This is a genomic window from Nocardia sp. NPDC050175 (assembly GCF_044459885.1).
Lineage (GTDB): Bacteria > Actinomycetota > Actinomycetes > Mycobacteriales > Mycobacteriaceae > Nocardia.
This window is the reverse complement of the sequence record NZ_JBITJI010000009.1, coordinates 237,433-258,051: the sequence shown is the minus strand read 5'-3', so window position 1 is coordinate 258,051 and position 20,619 is coordinate 237,433. Positions and strand designations below refer to the sequence as shown.

At 66.7% G+C, this 20,619-nt stretch carries 19 protein-coding genes and 1 riboswitch; of the genes, 7 read left to right on the top strand and 12 right to left on the bottom strand.

Translation table 11 applies throughout. From position 1 onward, the window contains the following. Positions 1-1,983: an acetoacetate--CoA ligase gene (locus ACIBK2_RS29820; protein ID WP_396971861.1), complete on the top strand. Its 1,983-nt coding sequence runs from the start codon at positions 1-3 to the stop codon at positions 1,981-1,983. Between the two features lie 33 nt (positions 1,984-2,016). On the opposite strand, the gene ACIBK2_RS29815 is transcribed toward ACIBK2_RS29820, so the two are convergent. After that, on the bottom strand, positions 2,017-2,193 hold the full coding sequence (locus ACIBK2_RS29815) for a hypothetical protein (protein ID WP_357385732.1): 177 nt from the start codon (positions 2,191-2,193) through the stop codon (positions 2,017-2,019). Positions 2,194-2,452: 259 nt separating this feature from the next. Next, a riboswitch (M-box (ykoK) riboswitch) is annotated at positions 2,453-2,622 on the bottom strand. Between the two features lie 132 nt (positions 2,623-2,754). Between ACIBK2_RS29815 and ACIBK2_RS29810 the strand changes: the two genes are divergently transcribed. The 3 genes from ACIBK2_RS29810 (at position 2,755) to ACIBK2_RS29800 (ending at position 6,984) form a co-directional block, all read left to right on the top strand. Beyond that, entirely contained in the window at positions 2,755-4,095 is a 1,341-nt protein-coding gene (locus tag ACIBK2_RS29810; RefSeq protein WP_396971859.1) for a cytochrome P450, read from the top strand. A 211-nt stretch (positions 4,096-4,306) separates the two neighbouring features. Next, the gene (locus ACIBK2_RS29805; RefSeq protein ID WP_396971858.1) at positions 4,307-5,551 is read left to right on the top strand and encodes a TetR/AcrR family transcriptional regulator; all 1,245 of its coding nucleotides are present in this window, start codon (positions 4,307-4,309) and stop codon (positions 5,549-5,551) included. Positions 5,552-5,739: 188 nt separating this feature from the next. Next, entirely contained in the window at positions 5,740-6,984 is a 1,245-nt protein-coding gene (locus tag ACIBK2_RS29800; protein WP_396971856.1) for a TetR/AcrR family transcriptional regulator, read from the top strand. Here the strand turns inward: ACIBK2_RS29800 and ACIBK2_RS29795 are convergent, their stop codons facing one another. Genes ACIBK2_RS29795 through ACIBK2_RS29750 form a run of 10 tightly spaced genes read right to left on the bottom strand, consistent with a single transcriptional unit; the run spans position 6,985 to position 16,418 of the window. Next, on the bottom strand, positions 6,985-7,626 hold the full coding sequence (locus ACIBK2_RS29795) for a hypothetical protein (RefSeq protein ID WP_396971854.1): 642 nt from the start codon (positions 7,624-7,626) through the stop codon (positions 6,985-6,987). It lies immediately after the preceding gene. A gap of 11 nt (positions 7,627-7,637) precedes the next feature. Beyond that, positions 7,638-8,816 carry an MCE family protein gene (locus ACIBK2_RS29790; RefSeq protein ID WP_396971852.1) on the bottom strand — a complete coding sequence of 393 codons (1,179 nt, stop codon included), beginning with the start codon at positions 8,814-8,816 and terminating at the stop codon, positions 7,638-7,640. Beyond that, positions 8,813-9,883, bottom strand: a complete 1,071-nt coding sequence (locus ACIBK2_RS29785) for an MCE family protein (protein WP_396971850.1) — start codon at positions 9,881-9,883, stop codon at positions 8,813-8,815. The genes ACIBK2_RS29790 and ACIBK2_RS29785 overlap by 4 nt, the downstream gene beginning before the upstream one ends. Before the next feature lie 59 nt (positions 9,884-9,942). Further along, entirely contained in the window at positions 9,943-11,043 is a 1,101-nt protein-coding gene (locus ACIBK2_RS29780) for an MCE family protein (protein WP_396971849.1), read from the bottom strand. Beyond that, entirely contained in the window at positions 11,043-12,065 is a 1,023-nt protein-coding gene (locus ACIBK2_RS29775) for an MCE family protein (protein ID WP_396971847.1), read from the bottom strand. Before ACIBK2_RS29775 ends, ACIBK2_RS29780 begins: the two co-directional genes overlap by 1 nt. Then, entirely contained in the window at positions 12,065-13,087 is a 1,023-nt protein-coding gene (locus ACIBK2_RS29770) for an MCE family protein (protein WP_396971845.1), read from the bottom strand. The genes ACIBK2_RS29775 and ACIBK2_RS29770 overlap by 1 nt, the downstream gene beginning before the upstream one ends. Positions 13,088-13,089: 2 nt before the next feature. Further along, positions 13,090-14,451 carry an MCE family protein gene (locus tag ACIBK2_RS29765; RefSeq protein WP_396971844.1) on the bottom strand — a complete coding sequence of 454 codons (1,362 nt, stop codon included), beginning with the start codon at positions 14,449-14,451 and terminating at the stop codon, positions 13,090-13,092. An 8-nt stretch (positions 14,452-14,459) separates the two neighbouring features. Then, on the bottom strand, positions 14,460-15,323 hold the full coding sequence (locus ACIBK2_RS29760; RefSeq protein ID WP_396971842.1) for an ABC transporter permease: 864 nt from the start codon (positions 15,321-15,323) through the stop codon (positions 14,460-14,462). Position 15,324: 1 nt separating this feature from the next. After that, a complete protein-coding gene (locus ACIBK2_RS29755; RefSeq protein ID WP_396971840.1) occupies positions 15,325-16,179 on the bottom strand; it encodes an MlaE family ABC transporter permease in 855 nt (284 codons plus the stop codon). Positions 16,180-16,193: 14 nt separating this feature from the next. Next, positions 16,194-16,418 (bottom strand): hypothetical protein, encoded by a 225-nt coding sequence (locus ACIBK2_RS29750; RefSeq protein ID WP_396971838.1) that lies wholly within the window; start codon positions 16,416-16,418, stop codon positions 16,194-16,196. A gap of 290 nt (positions 16,419-16,708) precedes the next feature. On the opposite strand from ACIBK2_RS29750, the gene ACIBK2_RS29745 reads away from it, so the two are divergent. Beyond that, positions 16,709-17,608 carry an oxygenase MpaB family protein gene (locus ACIBK2_RS29745; protein WP_396971836.1) on the top strand — a complete coding sequence of 300 codons (900 nt, stop codon included), beginning with the start codon at positions 16,709-16,711 and terminating at the stop codon, positions 17,606-17,608. A 76-nt stretch (positions 17,609-17,684) separates the two neighbouring features. Here ACIBK2_RS29745 and ACIBK2_RS29740 read toward each other — a convergent pair whose 3' ends face one another. Beyond that, positions 17,685-18,812 carry a serine hydrolase domain-containing protein gene (locus tag ACIBK2_RS29740; protein ID WP_396971834.1) on the bottom strand — a complete coding sequence of 376 codons (1,128 nt, stop codon included), beginning with the start codon at positions 18,810-18,812 and terminating at the stop codon, positions 17,685-17,687. 133 nt (positions 18,813-18,945) lie between these two features. Here ACIBK2_RS29740 and ACIBK2_RS29735 point away from each other — a divergent pair, with 133 nt between their 5' ends. Further along, positions 18,946-19,767, top strand: a complete 822-nt coding sequence (locus ACIBK2_RS29735; RefSeq protein ID WP_396971832.1) for a carboxymuconolactone decarboxylase family protein — start codon at positions 18,946-18,948, stop codon at positions 19,765-19,767. Between the two features lie 51 nt (positions 19,768-19,818). Then, positions 19,819-20,514: a type 1 glutamine amidotransferase domain-containing protein gene (locus tag ACIBK2_RS29730; protein ID WP_396971831.1), complete on the top strand. Its 696-nt coding sequence runs from the start codon at positions 19,819-19,821 to the stop codon at positions 20,512-20,514. The last annotated feature ends 105 nt before the right edge of the window (positions 20,515-20,619 follow it).

Sequence of the window (20,619 nt, the reverse complement as noted above, 5' to 3'; positions counted from 1 at the left end):
GTGCAACCACAGTGGGTGCCGACCGAGCAGGATATCGCCGACGCCAGGATCACCGACTTCGCGAAGTTCGTCGAGGGGCGCACTGGGGGACGGCAGTCGGCGGGGTGGGTGAACACCGGTGTCGCCACCCCCGACTACCAGGCACTCTGGCAGTGGTCGGTCGATGAGCTGGCCGAGTTCTGGCGGGCGGTGTGGGACTACTTCGAGCTCGGCGAGGTCGCGGGCGAGGTCCTCGCCAGCGCCGAAATGCCCGGCGCGCAATGGTTTCCCGGCACCCGGTTGAACTATGTCGATCAGCTCATCCGTCAGTTCCGCAGCGATCGGCCCGCGATCATCGGAGTCTCCGAGGACGCATCGCCGCGTGAGGTGTCCTGGGCCGAATTGATCGACGACACAGCGGCATTGGCGCGCACCCTGCGCGCCATGGGCGTGCAGGCGGGCGATCGAGTCGCGGGCTATCTGCCCAACATCCCGGAGACGGTCGTCGCGCTACTGGCGACCGCCGGCATCGGGGCGGTCTGGAGCGCCTGCGGCCAGGACTACTCCCCCAAGGCCGCACTGGATCGGCTCGGCCAGCTCGAACCCACCGTGCTGATCACCGTGGACGGCTACCGATTCGGCGGCAAGGCGCACGACAAGCGTGCCGACATCGCCGCGCTGCAAGCCGGTCTCGGCACGCTGCGCGGCACGATCGCCGTCTCCCAGCTCGGTCTCGAAGTCGCGGACGCGACCTCGTGGACCGACGCGATCGCCAACGACGAGGCCGCGCCCGCCGTGATCACCACGGAGCCGGTCGATTTCGACCATCCGCTGTGGATCGTGTTCTCCTCCGGCACCACCGGACTGCCGAAGGGCATCGTGCACGGCCACGGCGGCGTGCTGCTGGAACACCTCAAAGCCGTTGCCCTGCAAACCGATATCGGGCCCGACGACACCTTCTTCTGGTACACCAGCCCGAGCTGGATGATGTGGAACTTCCAGATCTCCGGCCTGCTGGTCGGCGCGACCATCGTCTGTTACGACGGCAGCCCCACCTACCCGGCACCGGATGGGTTGTGGCGCATCGCCGCCGAGACGCGGACCACCGTGCTCGGCACCAGTCCCGGCTACGTGCTCGCCTGCATCAAGGCGGGCGCCGTGCCGCGCACCGAGCACGACCTGTCCGCGCTGCGCTCGGTGGGCATCACCGGCGCGTCGCTGCCCACCTCGTCGGCGCTCTGGTTGGGCGAGAACGCCGGTGACCACGTCCAGGTCAATTCGATCAGCGGCGGCACCGACGTGGTGTCCGCCTTCATGGGCGCGTCCCGCATCGTCCCGGTCTGGCCTGGCGAGCTGTCGACCCGCTTCCTCGGCGCGGCGCTGGAAGCCTTCGACGGCACCGGGCAGCCGGTCCGGGGCGAGGTCGGCGAGCTCGTGCTCACCAAGCCGATGCCGTCCATGCCGGTCCGCTTCTGGCACGATCCGGACGGAAAGCGTTATCACGACGCCTATTTCGACATGTACCCCGGCGTGTGGCGGCACGGCGACTGGATCACGATCACCGACCGCAACTCCATCGTCGTGCACGGCCGATCCGACTCCACCCTCAATCGGCACGGCATCCGGATGGGCAGCGCCGATATCTACCAGTCCGTCGAACGCCTCCCCGAGATCGCCGAGGCCCTGGTGATCGGTGCCGAGCAACCGGACGGCGGCTACTGGATGCCGCTGTTCGTCGTGCTCGCCCCCGGCGCGGAACTCACCGAGGATCTGAAGACTCGCATCAAGAACACCATTCGCACGGAGGTCTCGCCGCGCCATGTTCCCGACGAGATCCTCCTCGCCCCCGGTATCCCGCACACCCGCACCGGCAAGAAGCTAGAGGTCCCGATCAAGAAGCTGTTCCAGGGTGCCGAGGCCGCCCGGGTCGTCGAACGCAGCGCCGTCGACAACCCGGACCTGCTCGACTGGTACTCCGCGCAGCGCCCGAACACCGGAAACTAGCGGCCCGCCCGGCACGGGCCGCTAGTGCCGGGGTTACCGGTAATAGGGATGCCCGCCCATGGAGGCCGTGAAGATGGCCGCCCGGGCGGCGCGGGCCTCGGCCAGATTGCGGTGTTCCTCGGGGGTGAGGCGGTACCGGGCCAGTACTCGGCGGGCCGAGTGGATCAGCGCGGGCCACACCGGTAGCTCACGGGGGAATGCGAACGTCATGATGGACTCCTTCAGGAGAAAGGCCCACCACCACAACCGATTTCGGATACGACCGAACGCCCGAATCGAAAACGCTTCGGGTTCAGTCGATCACACGGCGGCGGTGGGCCGGGAGCGAGTGAGAGGTCGAATCCGTACTCGGATACGGACTATCGCCTGACTTCACGTCCCTCACCTCCTTGCTGCCGAGACGCACACGCGTCGCCGAATACCGGTGTCGGACCATGCAAGGCAGGGGACGCCAACCGAAACGGCTGGGCGGGCACCCCTCTCGTCAGAGCTTCGGCACTGCACGACGTATCCCGTACCGGGAAGCCACCTGGGATCGCCCCTTAATCCGAAGCGATCTGTCCTGATCCTGGGCGTCTCTCGACGTCGTCGGATCAGTGGCCTGTGTTCGCGCAGGAGCCTCGCCTAGCGAGGTGCTGACCGACTCAGGATGGCCGTTCGGCGCGGCCGCGTCAAGTACGGTTGATTACCTGCCGCGTTATAGACCCGGTGGGATATATCTCCTAGCGTGGTATGAAACAGGTTCGTCTCATACTCAACGAAGGTGGCACTGTGGCCGCACAGGATGTTCGAGAACGCGACGAGACCGCCACCTATCCGCCGGGGTCGCGACTGCCCGCCTTCGTGCAGAGCCTGCTGTTCCAGCTCAACCGCCAGCGCTTCGTTCCCGCCGTCGCGCGCCGGTACGGCGAGGTCTTCACGCTGCGCATCCCGCCGGTCGCCGACCATTCGGTGGTGTACTCCCGCCCGGAACACATCAAGGAGATCTTCGCGGGCAACCCGCGCGACCTGCACGCGGGCGAAGGCAACCAGATCCTCGGCGTCGTCATGGGCCAGCACTCCCTGCTGCTCACCGACGAGGACGAGCACGCGCGCGCCAGACGACTGCTGATGCCCGCCTTCAACGGCTCGGCGCTGCGCGCCTACCGCGACCTGGTCGCCGACATCGCCGTCGCCGAAATCGACCGCTGGACACCGAGTTCCACGCTGAGCACGCTCGACCGGATGAACGCGCTCACCCTCGAGGTGATGATTCAGGTCGTATTCGGCGTCTCCGACGAACAGGCGCGCGCCGAGCTCGCGCCGCGACTGCGGCGGATCGTGCACCTGAACCCGCTGGTGTTCCTCGGGATCAAGTCGCCCATGCTCAGCCGAATCGGGCCGTGGAAGCGCTTCACCGAGAATCTGCGCGCGGTCGACGCCCTGCTCTACGCCGAGATCGCCGGCCGTCGGCGCGCACCGGACCTGGCCGAACGCACCGATGTGCTGTCCAGGCTGCTGCACGCGGGCACCGGCGACGATCACGATCCGCCGCTCACCGACGCCGAGTTGCGCGATCAGCTGGTCACGCTGCTGCTCGCCGGTCATGAGACGACCGCGTCGGCGCTGTCCTGGGCGCTGTACGAGATCGCGACGCATCCCGACATCCAGGAGGCGGCCGTCACCGCCGCGCGCACCGGCGACGACAAGTACCTCGAAGCCGTGCTGAAGGAAGCGATGCGGCTGCACGTCATCATCAACGGCACCAACCGAAAACTGACCAGGGACATGACCGTCGGCGGCCGGCGACTGCCTGCGGGCACGGTGGTGAACACCTCGATCCTGCTCGCGCACCGCGATCCCGACAACTATCCCGACCTCGCCGTCTTCCGACCGGACCGCTTCCTCTCCGGCGAGGTGGCGCCGAATACCTGGCTGCCCTTCGGCGGCGGGGTCCGGCGCTGCATCGGCGCCGGTTTCTCCCTCATGGAAGGCACCGTGGTGCTGCGGGAAGTCATTGCGCGGCACGCCCTTTCGCGCCCCGAGGGCGCGGCGCCGGAACGCGCGAAGACCCGCAACATCACCACGGTCCCCGAGGGCGGGGCCCGCTTGGTCATCACGCCGCGCGACTGATCGGGCAACAACGCTCGACGCACCTGCGGCCGATCGGCTGTGGCGCCCCTCACCTGCGACGACCCGCGCCTACGGGTCGGGTCGACGGCCACTGCCTTCGGTGCAGGTACCGCCCCGGATTCCGGGTGACTTGGGGCACCCGGCCGATCCGGCGGCCGCCCGGTACCGAGCCGTAGCCCGTCCCACCTGCCCTGATCAGTACGATGTCCGCATGAGTGTCGACAATCGCCGTACGGCGCGGAAGGCGAGTACCGGCGACTCGGCACCCCGGGAGATCCGGCGCAGGCCGAAGAATCGACGGGCGCAGATCGCCGCGGCCTCGGCCGCCGCGTTCGGCGCGCTCGGCTACCACGGCGTCAGCATGGAGGACATCGCCACCGGCCTCGGCATCAGTTCGGCGGCGCTGTACCGCCACTATCCGAGCAAATACGCGCTGTTCCGGGAGGAATTGCTGCGGGTCGGCCGGGCGATGACCGAGTCCGTCGAGCTGCCTGCCGAGGCCGCGGCCTGGTCGCCCGAGCGGCGGCTGCGGCATGTGCTCGACGCACTCATCGCCGTCACCATCGAGAACCGGCCGACCATCACCCTGGTGCGCTGGGAGGGCCGCTACCTCGAGCCCGACGATCTGACGCTGCTGAACGATCAGCAGTTCGCCGTGCTCGGTGCGCTCGGCAGCCAACTCGCCGAGCTGCGGCCGGAATTGACCGAGGACGACACGCGCGTCCTGCGCATGGCGCTGCTGAGCACGATCACCAGCATCGCCGACCACCACGCCACGCTTCCCGCGAAATCCCTTGCCCGACTGCTGAGTTCGGCGTGCCAGCCGCTGATCGGCACGGAACTGCCCGCGGAGCAGCCCGTCGAGCCGCTCCAGGTGGTCGAGATCCCGGACTCGTTCAAACACGAACTGCTGCTGCGCAAAGCGGTCGAGCTGTTCCACGAGCGCGGGTATCCCAATGTCAGCGTGGAGGACATCGCCACCGCCGCCGGACTGTCCGCCGCCTCGGCGGTGTACCGGTTCTATCGCGGCAAGAGCGATCTGCTCGCCGCGGCCTTTCGCCGTGCCGCGGAACGGGTTTCGGGCGCGGTCGGCCCGGCGGTCGCGACCGCGGCGAGCCCGGAGGGCGCCCTGACCGCGTTGATCGACCAGTACGTGGCGGGGTCGTTCGCCGAGCGCGCGCTGACCTACGTGTATTTCACCGAGTTCCAGCATGTTCCGGCGGAGGAACGCACGGTGCTGCGAAACATCCAGCGGCTCAGCGTCGAAGAGTGGGCGCGGCTGCTGCGCGAGGTGCGGCCAGAGCTGTCGCCTGCCGAGGCGCGCTTCCTCATCCACGCCGCGTTCGCGTTGGTGGTGGATCTGGGGCGCGCGTTCGACAACCAGCCGATGGCGGCGCAGGGCCGAGTTCGCCTGTTGATGCAGGTGGTTCTTTTCGGCCGTCCCGCAGCGGTCTAGGCACCCGGACAGACGGGCGCGACCGAGGTACCGACCGGTCGCTTATGTTACGCGATATTCCACAGAGATGACTCGGAAGAGCTAGAGGTAGTAGCCCGAATCATACTCGCATTGTGATCTTCGATTCAGTTTGATTTCAGGCAGGAAACGCTCCGCTGCCGAGCGTCCGGTTCGGCTACGATCGCGGCATGGGTGCCCAGGAAGGCCGTGCCGCGGACAAGGCGTCCGACCCGGCGGCGGCGCGCGTGGTCCGGCGGCGGCCGCGTGATCGACGGGCGCAGATCGCGGCGGCCTCGGCGGAGGCGTTCGGGTCGCTCGGCTACCACGGCGTGAGCATGGAGGACATCGCGTCCCGGCTCGACATCAGCTCGGCCGCGCTGTACCGCCACTATCCGAGCAAGTACGCGCTGTTCCGCGAGGAAGCCCTGCGGCTCGGCACGCTCAGCGAAATGGCGGTGCGCCTGCCTGATTCGGCCGACGGGCTGCCCGCCGCAGTACGACTCGGGCAGGTCATCGACGCGCTCATCGCGTCCTCGATCGCCAATCGCCGCAGCGCCGCACTGCTGCGCTGGCAGCGTCGCTATCTCGACGAGGCCGATGCCGCGGTCCTGGACAGCCAACTGGCCAAGGTGAATTCGGCCCTCATGTCGCTGCTCGCCGAGACGCGGCCGGAGCTGGACAAGGCGGACCGGGCGGTGTTGTCGGCGGCGGTACTGAGCGTGCTCAGCAGCATCGGCGATCATCATGTATCGATCCCGGTGCGCGCGTTGACCACCCTGCTCGGCGCCGCCTGCCGGACGGCCGCCCACTGTGCCCTGCCACCCTCCGCCGAGGACACCGAAACCATTGCAGCAATAGAGATTCCGTTGACCTTCAAGCACGAGCTGCTGCTCGCGCGTGCGATCGAACTGTTCCATGAGCGCGGCTATCCGAACGTGAGCGTCGAGGACATCGCCATCGCCGCCGGGCTGCCCGCCTCGTCGGCGGTGTACCGCTTCTATCGCAGCAAGGGCGATATCCTCGCGGCCGCGTTCCGTCGTGCCGCGGAACGGGTTTCGGCCGCGATCGGCCCGGCGGTCGCGGCGGCGGACGGGCCGGAACACGCGCTGACGACACTGATCGAGCTGTACGTGGCGGGCTCGTTCGCCGAGCGTGAGCTGACCTTCGTCTACTACGCCGAGATCAGCAATGTGCCCGCCGATGATCGGACGGTGCTGCGAAACATCCAGCGGCTCAACGTCGAAGAGTGGGCCAAGCTGCTCGTCGGCGTCCGGCCCGAGCTGTCCGCCGCCGACGCCAGGCTGCTGGTGCACGCGGCGCTGGCCCTGGTCGTCGATCTGGGCCAGCGCTTCGGCTCCGACGACCCGGTGTGCTCGCGGCAGCGGGTGGTTCACCTGATGCGGGTCGTGCTGTTCGGTCGCGAGGGCGGGTAGCTACTGCTGCGGCGGCGGGGCGAGCGGCGAGTTCACCTTGTTCACCAGCCAGCGGCCGTCGACCTTCTCCAGGCGCATCACCATGGACAGCTGGCCGGGTGCCGGTTTGCCCTGGGTGCCCGTGCTGGTGATGGTCTGGCCGATCACCACGATGGCCTCGGCGGAGGTCTCGTCGCCGGTCTTGATCGCGCACTGGACGTCGTTGACCTTCGACACCACCTCGCCCTGGGTGAGCACGTCGCGCAATTCCTTGCTGGTGCTGTCGAATTGCTTCTTCCAGTCGCCGGTCGCGCCGGCCAGGACGGCGGCGAAGTAGGCGTCCAGCTTCTTGGCGTCGTAGTCGGCCAGGACCGGGGCGTACTTGCAGGCGGCGGTGCGTGCGTCCGCATTGGCGTCGATGATCGCCTTGTTGCCCTGGTTCTGTATGTAGCAGGCGACCGTGGAAGTTATTGCGGCGCACAGCAACACAGCCGCCGCCGCGCGGAGCGCAATCCGTCCGGCTCGACCAGGTATGAGCCGACCGCGTTTCGTCTCGACCGGCTGTGCGGCATCCGCCGAATCTTCCTTTGCCACAAAATTACTCGATTCGACGGGCGCCGAATCCTCGGTCAGCGCGTCGATCTCGCCATCGTTGTCGTTCATCAGATGTGCTCCTATCTGCCAGGTGCCGGTCGGGACAGCTCGTTGCCGGTGACGCCGGGCGGCGGGCCGGATCCGTTGTCCGGCACGTTCGGTCGCGGCGCGTTGGCCGAGCCACGAACCTGCAGCGACGGATTGCTGGTGACGCAGTAGTTGTAGAGCCGCACCCTGGTATCGGCGGTCTTGTCGGTCGGCACCACGGGAATCGTGTCGTAGTCACAGCTCGGTCGCGGCCATGGATCGACGAGGGTGTGATAGGCGTTGTCGTGCGCCGGAATACCGATGGCCTCCGAACCGGTCCGCAGCGCGGGGAACAACGCGGCGATGGCTGGTGCGCGCAGCTTCGCGGCCCTGGTGATCGCGACGAAGTTGGTGACCAGGTTGGTCATCGGGTCCTCGGTGTCGCGCACGATGCCGCCGAGGGTGGCCAGCTGGCCCGGCCCGAGATCGAGGAACTTGCGGACCTCCTGATCGGCGGCGGTCATCTGCTGGAACAGCGCGCTGGAGCCGGTGGTCAGCGTGGTCAGGTCGGGTTGCGCGTGCGCGGTGGTGTCGGCGATCACCTCGAGGTTCTCGATGAGCTGCCTGGTCTGCGGTAGCAGATCGGTGAGCCCGGCCATGGCCCTGCTGATGCCGGAGATCATGTTGCGCAACCGATCCGGGCCACCGGCGAGGGCCTTGTCGAGCTCGTCGACGATCACATTGAGCCGCGCCGGATTCATTCCGCCGATCAAGCCGCTCATGCTGCCGAGCACCGACTGCACCGTCACCGGTGTCGTGGTCCGGGCGCGCTCGACCACCGAGCCGTCGCCCAGGTACGGCCCGCTGTCCACGTCCGGCCGGAAGTCGAGATACTGCTCCCCCGCCGCGGAGAGCCGGCCGACGGCGACGGTGCCGCCCACCGGAATCCTTGCCGTCTTGTCGATTTCGGCGATCGCCGCGACGCCGTCGCCGGAGATCCGGACGTTCTCGACCCGGCCGACTCGGGTGCCGCGGAAGGTTACGTCGTTGTTGGCCGCCAGACCGCCGGAATTCTGCAACTCCACCCGCACCGTGTACGTGCTCGGCAGCGGATTGATCCGCAGCACGTTCACGCCGAGATAGGACACCCCGAGCACGAGCACCAGGATCAGGCCGATATTCGCCACCGCGACTCGATGCCGGACCAGCCATTGCCACAACGGTGGATTCATCGCCCGCCGCCCTGCAGTCGGCCGATGACTTTCTCGATGACCTGCGCCAGACTGCCGATAAACGCAGGCACATCACCGATTTCGGGTGCCCTGCTGCCCTTCGGATCGGTCAGCGCGCCGACGCTCAGATAGGACACGGTGGCCGCGACCGCGAGCGCCGGGCCGTCCAGGCTGGCCGAGATCGACGGGTAGATGGCGTGCAGGCCGTCCAGTGCGCCCGCGAGATCGTCACCCATCTGGGCGAATCCGGACATGAGCCGCTGGATGCTGTCGAACAGGCTGAGGAAATCCGGGCCGGTGGTATCGGTGAAGTCGCCGAGCGCGGCCATGGTCACCGAGACCTTGGCGATGAGATCGGCGATGGCCCTGTTGTTTTCGGCGACCAGGCCGATCAGCGGCGGGAAGGTGTCCGCGGCAGCGCCCAATTCGGCTTTACGCCTGGCCAATTCGCCGGTGAGCGTGTTCATGCCGGACAGCACGCCATCCACGTCGGCGGTGCGCCGGTTGAGCGCGGCCAGCACGTCGGTCATCTCGGTGATCAGGTGCGACAGCTCCGGCGCGCGCCCGGCGAACATGGAGTTCATCTCGGCGGTGATCCGCGCCGCCTGGTTGAGGCCACCGCCGTTGAGCAGCAGCGAGACCGACATCATCAGCTGCTCCACCGAGGCGCCGGTCGCGGTGTGGTCGGGCGCGATGGTGTCGCCCGGCCGCAGCAGCTCGGCGCTGTCCTGCTTGGTGGGCAGGGTCATCGCGACGAACATGTCGCCGAGCGGGGTGGCCTGGCGCAGCTCGGCGGTGGTGCCGCGGGGCAGCTGGATGTCCTCGCGGATCTGCATCTCCACGTCGGCGAGGAAGTCGGTGGTGCTGATCGCGGAGACCATGCCGACGTCGGTGCCACCGATCTTGACGTGCGCGTTCGCGGGCAGGTTGAGGGCGTCCCGGAACACCGCGTGCAGGGTGTAGCCGGGGCCGCCGATGCCCGGCTTGGGCAGCGGCACGTTGTCCACTGTCACCGCACAACCCGAGGTCGCGCTGATCGCCGCCGCGACGGCTAGTGTGAACAGCATCGCGCAGCGATTCCGTGGGGGGCGGCGGTCGGGCGACGGGTGGGCAAGCGCGCGGGTCCTCATTTGGTCAGTCCGAGCAGCGCGGCAGTGAGTCCGAAGTCGGGGCCGAAGTCCTGGATCTTGCCGGTCCGGCAGCCGTCCAGGCGCATCTGCACCCGTTCGCAGAACACCGACAGTGCCTCGCCGTCGAGGACCGACTTGTCCAGCAAGCCGTGCAGGCGCAGCGCCTGATGTTCCCGGCTGGTCGCATTCGCCAGGTTCTGGAAGAACAGCGGTGTGACGTCGGCGATTTCGGTGACCGAGCGCGCGTTGGCCCGCATCTGTGCGGTGAGATTGGTGAAACGCGTTAGCGCGCCGAGCAATTGCTCGCGATTGGTGCCCACCACCGTCGACGTGTTGGTGACGAAGTCGTTGAGCTGAGTCAGCACCGCCTGCAGCCCTGGCGCCTGATCACCCATCAGCTGCACCATGTCGGTGAGCCTGCCGCTGAAATCCCGCACCGTCTGGTCGTTCTCGGCGATGATCTGGGTGATCTCGTTGAGTTTCACGATGGTGTTGGAGATCTGGTCGCCATTGGCCAGGCTCACCTCGAACGCCGAGGACATCGCGTCGAGGGTCGCGCGCAGCTTGTCCCCGTTGCCGTCGAGCAGCGGGAAGAGCACTCGGCTGGCCATCGGCCCGGTCTCGTTGTCGCCCTTCAACGCTCGGCCGAGCTGATCGAAATTATCCAGGATGCGGTCGAGTTCGACCGGCGTGCGGGTGTGTTCGAGCGGGATGTGCGCGCCGTCGGCGAGCACCGGGCCGTTGCCTTCATAGGCGGGCGCGAGTTCGACGTGCCGGTTCGTGATCAGTTGCGGCGAAACAAGAGCCGCGATCGCGTCGGCGGGCACCTTGACGTTCTTGTCGATGGACATGGTCACCTCGACATAGCTGCCCTTGGCCGTCACCGTGTCGACCCGGCCCACCGGGACACCGAGGATCGCGACGTCGTTGCCCGCGTACAGACCGGCGACATTCTCGAAATCGGCGCTGATTCGCAGATGTTCGCCGAGATACTGGTCCGGCAGCCCGCTCAGGCTGTCCGGCAGCAGCGAGCAGCCGGAGGCCACCGCAGCCACCCAGCACAACAAGGCGGTTTTCAGAAAAGTACCTATTTTCATCAGTTGCACCCCTGTACCGCGCCGGCGAAACACAACCAGTTGTCCGGGAAGATCCACGGCGCCCACACGTCGCCGTAGGGTCCGTTGCCGAGCGCATTGTTGAACTGCCGCAAGGCGACCGGCATGATCTCGTAGAGCGAGTCGAGGTTGTCCCGGTTCTTCTCCAGGCCCTCGGACATGGTGTTCAGGCTCTGGATCATCGGCCCGAGCTGATCGTTGTTCTCCAGGCCCATCTGCTGCAGCAGCCGGGACAGCTCGGCGACGTTGTCCAGCAACGACTTCAGCATGGTCTGGCGCTGCGCGACGGCGTTCCCGATCGCCTCGCCGCGAGTCAGCAACAGCAGCACGCTGTTTCGATTGTCCGACACCAGCTGCGAGACCTGATCCATGCCCTTCAACAGCACGTCGACCTCGTCGCGGCGATCGTTGATCACCTTGGCCAGCGCACCGACACTGTTCAGCGCCTCGACGGTGAGCTGCGGCGAATCACCCATCTGCGTGCTGAGCAGGTCCAACGACTGACGCAGCTTGACCGGATCGATCCGCTCGATGCGCTCGAACGACGACTTGTACACCGGATCACGAATGACCTTGCCGAGGTTGTACGGCACGGAGGTATTCGCCAGCGTGATCCGGTTGCCCGGCAACCCTTTTCCATTGCCAGGTACCAGCTCGACGTGCAGCTTGCCGAGAATGGTCGTCATCTTGATGGCCGCGTGCGCGTCCGGACCCAGCCGTAGGTCCCGGCGCACCCTCAGGTCCACCACGACTTTCGCACCATCGAGCCGCACCGCGCGCACCGAACCGACCTCGATACCGGACACGTCTACCGACGTGCCCGTCCGCAGTCCCGCCGCCTGAGCGAACTCAGCCTGAATCGTCTTGTCCCCCAGCCGCGCCTGGGACAGCGCACTGGAGGCGACCAGCAGCAGCACCACCGAACCCGCCGCGAGCAGGCCGAGCCACAGCAACCTGTTGCGCGGCAATCGGACCCGGCCGACCAGGGACCGCGCTCGTGTCATCACCGGCACACCTCCGATTGCGAATTGCCGCCGACCTGCGAGAAGAGCCCGGGCGGCAGCAGTACACCCCACAGCGAGACATCGAGGCGGCAGATGTAGGCATTGCCGTAGGCGCCGTAGCTGGTGAACCGGGCGATGCCATTGAGCAGATTCGGCAGCTCGACGGCCGCCTGGTCCAGCGAGGCGCCGTTGAGCAGCAGCAGCGCGACGCCACTCGTCGCATCATTCTGCGCCCGAGCGATATTCGGCTTCACCTGACCGATCAGCCGAGCCAGCGAGTCGGTCGAGGTGGCCACCTGATCGACCGAACCCTTCAAAGACTCACCCTGCGCGTAGAGCGATTCAACGAGCGAACGTGCCTGGGTGATCAGCGTTTCCAGCTCGCCGCTGCGATGCGCCAGCCCGGCGATGACACTGCTCAGGTTGCTGATCACATCGCCGAGGATCTTGTCGCGCTGCCCGAAGGTGCCCGCGAGCTCGGCGGCCTGGGTGATCAACGCGCTGAGCGAGACGTTGTTCCCCTGCAGGGCCTGGATCAGCGTCTCCGACAGCGAATTGATCTGATCCGGTTGCAGCACACTGAACAGCGGCTCGAACCCGGACAGCAGCGCCGACACATCGAACGAGGGCTCGGTGTGGTCGAGCGGTATCGCCGAACCCGCGGCTAGTACCTGGCCGTCGCCCGCACCGGGCACCAGCGCGATATAGCGCTGGCCGATCAGGTTCTGGTAGCGCACCAGGGCTTTCGTGGTGCTGGTCAGCCGCTGCCTGCGCTGGATGCGGAACTCGATGCGCGCGCGATAGTCACCGTCGAAGTCGATGCCGTCCACCCGGCCGACCCGCACGCCCGCCATTCGGATGTCGTCGCCGACGCGCAGGCCGAGGACGTCGGAGAAGGTGGCGGAGTAGGAGTCGGTGTCGCCGGTCACCGAGCGCTGCAAGGTGGACCAGATCGTGTAGGTCAGCATGACCGCGACCACGGCGAAGAGGCTGAAGCCGATCAGCGCCTTACCTGATTTCATGGTCATCGCCCCTTGTCTGCAGGGGTGACCGAGCCACCGGCCAGCAGGGGCGACAGCAGCAGATACTGCGCCGCGGTTGGCTGACCGCCGACGATCGCTGCGACCGCATCCGGACCACGTAAACCGTTGGCCCCTTGGTTATTCGGTGCTGGATCTTTCGCGGCGGCCGGTGCGGTGAGTCCCGGAATCATCGGGATACCGGGAATGGCGGGCAACGTTGGCACCACCGGCTTGGGCCCGGCCGCGTCCAACCAATTCGGCGTCAACTGCGCCGGATACTCCTGTGGTGGCGCGACTTCCGGCACCGAGGCGCCGCCACACCGTGGCCCGGCCATACTGCCGTAACGCGGGCAATCGGCGGCCGTGTACTGCTGGAACGGGGTGAAGGACACGTCCATCTTCCAGATCATCTGGCGACTCGGTCCGAAGCCGAAGACCGAGCGCAACTTCCGCAGGGAGACATTGAGATTGGCGGCCGTCTGCTGGAGCGCTTGTGGATCCTCAGCCAAGCTGCCGAACAGTCCACCGAGACCCGAGACCACTTCCTTACCCGCGTCGGGGTTTCGGGCGAACAGCGAATTCACCGAGTCGACCGCCCCGCTCGCGTTGGTCAGCAGCGCGACGAGCTGGTCGCGTCGTTCGGTGAGCGTCCGGGCGGTGGTCACCGAATCCGACAGCACCCCGACCAGATCAGGCGCGGACACGCTCAATGCCGTTGTGGCGCGGCCGAGATCGCCCAGCAGGTTGCCGATTCCCGGAATGGCATGCATCTGGGTGAGCCAGAGGTCCAGGCGTTCGATGGTGGACCCTGGAGCGCGCACGGTCGGGTCGAGCGCGTCGGCGAGCGTGGCGAGCACCCGGCCCAGCTTCTCCGGCTGGATGTGGTCGAGCACATCCCGCAGCACGCTGAGTGTGGTCTGCAGCTGAACGGTGCCCTCGCTGGTGTCCTCGGGGATCTCCGCTCCCGCGCGCAGGGTTTCGATGGTGTGCCCGTTGTCGACGAGCTCGATCGCGGTCACGCCGAAGATGTTGTTCGGGATGACCCGCGCCGTCACCGCCGCCGGAATCATTGATGCGACAGCCGGTTTCAGGTCGATCTCGGCGCGCTGCCGCTCTCCCTTGGCCACGACTTCCACACCGGCCACCGAACCGACGATCATGCCGCGGAACTTCACGTCGGCGTGTTCGGGCAGTCCGTCACCGGTGCTGGTGAGCAGCGCGACAACACCCACCTTGTCCTCGAAGCGGCCGGTGTAGCGCAACCCGAGCAGGAACAGCAGCAGCAGTATCACCGTCGTGAGCGCGATGCCCGCGAGCGAGAGCTGGCGCGGGCTCGGCCCGCGGCCACTGGGATCGATGATCACGGCGCCGCCTATCCCGAGATCCGGATGCCGGGGTCGATGCCCCAGATCGCCAGCGTGAGAAACAGATTCGCGAACACCATGACGACGATCACCATCTTGATCGCACGTCCCGCCGCCTGCCCGACCCCCTCCGGACCGCCGGTGGCGACGTATCCGTAGTAGCACTGCAGAAACGTCGAGATCAGCACGAACACCACCACTTTGAGCACCGAGTAGAAAACGTCGGCGCCGTTGAGGAATTGGAAGAAGTAGTGGTCGTAAGTGCCCGCGGAGGTGCCGCCGAGAAACAGCACCGACAGCTTGGTCATCAGGTACGCGACCGCGAGACCCACGCTGTACAGCGGGACGATGGTCAGCGTCGCCGCGATCATCCTGGTCGTGATCAGGTACGGAAGAGGGCGGATGGCAATGGATTCGAGCGCGTCGATCTCCTCGGAGATCCGCATCGCGCCCAGCTGCGCGGTGAAGCGGCAGCCCGCCTGAATCGCGAAGGCCAGCGTCGCCAGGATCGGTCCGATCTCACGGGTGGTGGCGAACCCGGAGATGGCCCCGGTCAGCGGGTTCATCGTGAGCAGATTCAGCGCGGTGTAGGACTCCATGCCGACGGTGATCCCGCCGAAGCCACACAGAATGACGACGACACCGACGGTGCCGCCGCCCACGATCAGCGACCCGTTGCCCCACCCGACGTCCGCGGTGAGCCGCAAGACTTCCTTGCGATAGTGCCTGAGCGCGAACGGTATCGCCACGATCGCCGCGACAAAGGTGATGGCCTGATGACCGAGCCGCTGATTGGCCCGCACCGGTCCGCGCACGGCACCGCCGACAATGCGGAAGGGCTGCAACGCCGGTGGCGTATAGCGCGAGCCCATCTCAGAGCACCTTCGCCGGGAACAACGTGTTGTACACCTGGGTGATGATGATGTTGGTGGCGAACAGCATCAGCGCCGAATTGACCACCGCCGCGTTCACCGAATTCGCGACGCCGCCGGGTCCGCCCCTGGTGTGCAGGCCGATATCGCAGGCGATGATCGCGGTGAGCGCACCGAAGATGGCGGCCTTCAGCAGCGCGACGATCAGGTCGTTGGCGACGGCGAAAGAGGCGAAGGTGCTGATGAACGAGCCCGGCGTGCCGCCCTGCGCATAGACATTGAACAGATAGCCGGTCGCGAAGCCGACGAAGACCACGAATCCGCACAGCAGCATGCTCACCAGCACCGCGGCCGCGAGCCGCGGCGCGACCAGCCTGCGGATCGGATCGACGCCCATCACCATCATCGCGTCGATCTCCTCCCGGATCGTGCGGGAGCCGAGGTCAGCGCAGATGGCCGAGCCGACCGCTCCCGCGATCATCAGCGAGGTGACCAGCGGCGCGCCCTGCCGGATGATGCCGAGCCCGCTGACCGCGCCGATGAAGGTGGTCGCGCCGACCTGACTCACCAACGCGCCCAACTGAATTGAGACCACCACTGCCACGGGTATCGCGACGAACACCGTCGGCGCGGCGGACACGCTTGCCATGAACGCGCACTGCTTGATGAACTCCTGGAACGGGAACCGGCGCGTGAGCAGCGCGCGGAACATCTCCAGCACCGCGTCGCGACCGAGCCGCACCTGCCTGCCCAGCGTCTCCAGCGAGCGCTGTGGGTGCCGCTGCCACAGACCGCGCAGGTCGTCGACGGCTTTCTCCAGATCGGTCCGGTCCGGCGGTCGTTCGGTGATGGTCACGAGTTACCGCCTCATCAGGTCATGCACACGTTCGAGAAGGTGAGCACCGGCCAGCACACGATCGATCCGAGGAACGAGATGACCACGTCGATGCCGTGCATATCGCGTAGGTGGCTGGTGTGCGTCAGCGTCCAGACCACACCGATCAAGCCGTACGGGATGCCGAGAATGATGAGCGTCCCGAGGAACTCCGAGACCTTCATCTCGTAGCTGAGTATCCGATCCAGCCTCTTGAGCATGCGCGTCCTTTCGCGTGCCGGTCGACGGTGACCGGCCGCCCACGGCGGGACCGAATGGGGATCCGCCGTTGGATCCAGCCGAACACCTCGCGGTCCGGTATGGGCCCGTATGTTACGCACGATTCCGGACTCTATGTAAGCCTTTTGCCTACATTCATAGCCAGACATGCAGGAATATCCCCATGCAGCCGGACCTGTTGACGTGCGAGTCCCACTGGACTTAAGTTATCAATAGTTCACAGCTTGTTCACGCCTTGTGGAGTCGATTCCGGACACGAAAGGACTCCTCCATGACCGCCGCCCACCCCTCGGAGCACGCCGCGCCGCTGACGAAGGACCGCACGCGAATCCACATCGGCACCGCCCACCGCCCGGTCACCAAGCGGGCGCTCGAGCTGACCGACGCGCTGGACTTCTGGTCCTTCGCGGGCGCCGCGGCCAATGTCGCGATGCAGATGGCCCGGCCCGGCGTCGGATACGGCGTCGCGGAGAGCAAGGTCGAGTCCGGATCACTGATGCGACACCCGTGGAAGCGAGCCCGCACCACAACGCAGTATCTGGCCGTCGCCATTCTCGGCACCGAGGAGGAGCGCCTGGCCTATCGGGAGGCGGTGAATGTCGCACACCGGCAAGTGCATTCGGCGCCGGGCGCACCGGTGAAGTACAACGCGTTCGACCGGAATCTCCAATTATGGGTCGCCGCTTGCCTGTACATCGGCTTCGAGGACACCTATCAACTGCTGCAAGGCCGGATGAGCGACGAGCAGGCCGAGGCGTTCTACGCATCATCATCGACACTCGGCACCACGCTCCAGGTGACCGAGCAGATGTGGCCTGCCACCCGAGCGGAATTCGATCAGTACTGGAACGAGGCCTGCGAGCAGGTCGCGATCGACGAGTTCGTCCGCGGCTACCTGAACGACCTGCTGAACCTGCGAATGATCCACTGGTATCTGCGGTTGCCGTTCCGAAACCTGTTGAAGTTCCTCACGATCGGCTTCCTCGCGCCCATCTTCCGCGAACAACTCCAGGTCGAATGGACCGCCACCGATCAGCGCCGGTTCGAGCACCTTTTCGTATTCGTCGCCTTCGTCAACCGATTCATCCCGCGCTTCCTCCGGCACGGCGGAACCTACAGTTTGATGGCGGATGTCCGACGCCGAATCAGCAAGCAGAAGAACCTCATCTGAGTCTCAGCGGCGAGATGACACCGCCGTCCGGACGACAGACGCCCGGACGGCGGAGACCCCTCGATGCGAGCAAGTACTACGGGCAGAGCGCGTGACTCAGCATGGCCATCAGGTCGGGCTTCGCATCCACCGATTCAGTGAACGCAAAGGTCACCGCGCGACCGTCCGGGGTCGCGCCGGACAGGGTGTTGTAACCGTAGATTCCACCTGAATGGCCGAGATACTCTGCGCCACACGATAACTTGGCGTATCCGAGACCGAGTCCGTAGTACATCTGCGCGCCCTCATCCGTCAGCACGCCGTCGCGCATCTCACGCAACTCCGCAGCAGGGACCACCTGGCCTGCGAGCAGCGCAGAATAGAAGCGGTTCAAGTCGGCGCCCGTCGAGACCATTCCGCCCGCGGCCCACGGCACCGATGGCTCGATGCGCGTGACATCGGTGAGCGTACCGTCCACCACCGCATAGCCTTTGGGATGCGGTCCACGGATCTCACGATCACCCGGACCGGGCAGGTAGGTGTCGGCCAACCCTTGCGGCTGCAGGATGCGCCGGTTCAACTCATCAACATACGTTGCGCTGGTGACCTTTTCGACGAGCATGGCGGCGACGTAGTAGTTGGTGTTGCTGTACTGGTACCGCGCCCCGGGCGCGAAGTCGGCGGGCCGCGCCAACGCGATCGCCATCCCCTCGGCGGGCGTCATGATCCGGTTCTCCTGTGCCGCACGATATTCGTCGACACGCGGATCCTTGGTGATCTCCGGCAATCCACTCTGGTGCCGCAAGACCTGCCGCACCGTGATCCGATGCCCGTCGATGCCATCGCCCCTCAGCAGTCCGGGCAGATAAGTCTCGACCGGCTCGTCCAGCCGCACCTTCCCCTCCGCGACGAGCTGCAGCACGATCGAACTCACAAAGGTTTTCGAGATGCTGCCGATCCGGACCTGCTGCGCCGGATCGGTCGGAATCGGTGCGCCCGTGGCGATATCGGCGACACCGCTGGTGAGCGCGACCGTCTTGCCGTTATCGGTGACGGTGGCGATCGCCCCGGTAACTCCGGTTGCCACCACACCGTCGATATCGGCCTGCACGGCACGAATCTTGTTGTCCGACACAGCAGGCACGGCAGCCGCCTCCTTGTCCGTCGTGCACCCTGCGAGCAGCGCAACCGCGGAAATGGCGACGATGATCGGTCCGAATCGCATACCCGAAACGCTATGGACCGCACGCCCACACCCACATCGGGGACGCACCCTGAGATTCCCCTGATCTCACCTCACTGGCAAGGATGAGTCAGCACTTGCGCTGGAGCGCACTCCAACTTCTACAGTCGTCCCCATGACCAGCACTCAGCAGACCACCGGCCAGAACGATCGTTTCGAGCGCGGACTCGCGCTGCTCCAGCAGATCGGTGGGCAGGAACGCCCGGCCGTGCTGGACAGCCTGGCCGATATCGCCCCCGACCTGGGCCGCATCACCGTGGAGTTCGGCTACGGCGACATCCTCTCCCGCCCCGGCCTGACGCTGCGCGAGCGGCAACTGGCCACCGTTGGCACGCTGGCCGCGCTCGGCAACGCGGCACCGCAGCTGCGGTTCCACATCGACGGCGCGCTCAACGTCGGCGCGACTCGCACCGAGATCGTCGAGGTCCTCATCCACGCGAGCGTCTACGCGGGCTTCCCGGCCGCGCTGAACGGCCTGAACGCCGCCAAGGAGGTGTTCGCGACGCGAACCGACCTGCCCGCCGAGCCCGCCGCGGCCGGGGCACCGGACGGCGACCGGTTCGAGCGCGGTTCGGCCGCCCTGGCCGAGGTCGACGGGCACGCGGGCGAGCAGGTCATCGCCGCGCTGCAGGACATCGCCCCGGACTTCGCCCGCCTGCTGATCGAATTCTCCTTCGGCGACATCTACTCCCGGCCCGGGCTCGACCTGAAGACGCGCGAGATCGTGTCGGTGGCCATGTGCACCGCGCTCGGCGTCGCGCCGCAGCTCGGCGTGCACATCCACGGCCTGCTCAATGTCGGCGGCACCGAGACCGAGGTGGTCGAGGTGCTGATCCAGATGGTCGGGTACGCCGGATTCCCGGCCGCGCTCAACGGAATCGCGGTGGCCCGCACGGTCTTCGCCGAGCGCAAGACCCATCAGAATTCCGATGTCTGATATCGGCGATCCCATTGGTTAGTCTACGGAGACAGTCCTAGTGTCGGTGACATGGCGAAACTACTTTTTGTACTGACCGGTGCCGACACCTGGACGCTTGCCGACGGAACCCCTCATCCGACCGGATTCTGGGCCGAGGAGTTCGCCGTGCCGTATGAGGCAGCAAAGGCCGCAGGGCACGAGATCGTCATCGCCACCCCCGGTGGGGTCGTGCCGCCGGTCGACCAGGGCAGCCTCTCCCCTGACTTCAACGGCGGCCAAGAGGGTGCCGACCAGCGGGCCGCGGTACTGGCCGCAAGCACCGAACTACAGCACCCCATCAAGCTGTCCGAGGTCGACCTCGCCGACTATGCCGGGGTCTTCTACCCGGGCGGCCACGGGCCGATGGAGGACCTCGCGGTGAACGCCGAGTCCGGCGAACTCCTCACGGCCGCACTGCAATCCGGCAAGCCGCTGGCCATCGTGTGCCACGGCCCCGCCGCGCTGCTGGCCGCCGTCGATGCCGACGGTAGCAACGCCTTCGCGGGCTACACGCTCACCGGCTTCACCAACGAGGAGGAGCGGCAGGGCGGCCTGGCCGACAAGGCCAAGTGGCTGCTGCAGGATCGCCTCGTAGCGCTGGGCGCCGACTTCCAGGAGGGCGAGCCGTGGGCGCCGAAGGTCGTCGTCGACCGCAACCTGATCACCGGACAGAACCCGGCCTCGTCCGCCGAGGTGGCGGCGGAACTGCTGCGCGCGATCGGCTGAGGTTTCGCTCGCTGCGAACGCAACCCTCGTGCGGGGAATCGACGGCGCGGTACAGACGTTGCTTGCGGAAGCAACGTCGCCGCGCGACGTCGTATCGGCTCGTCC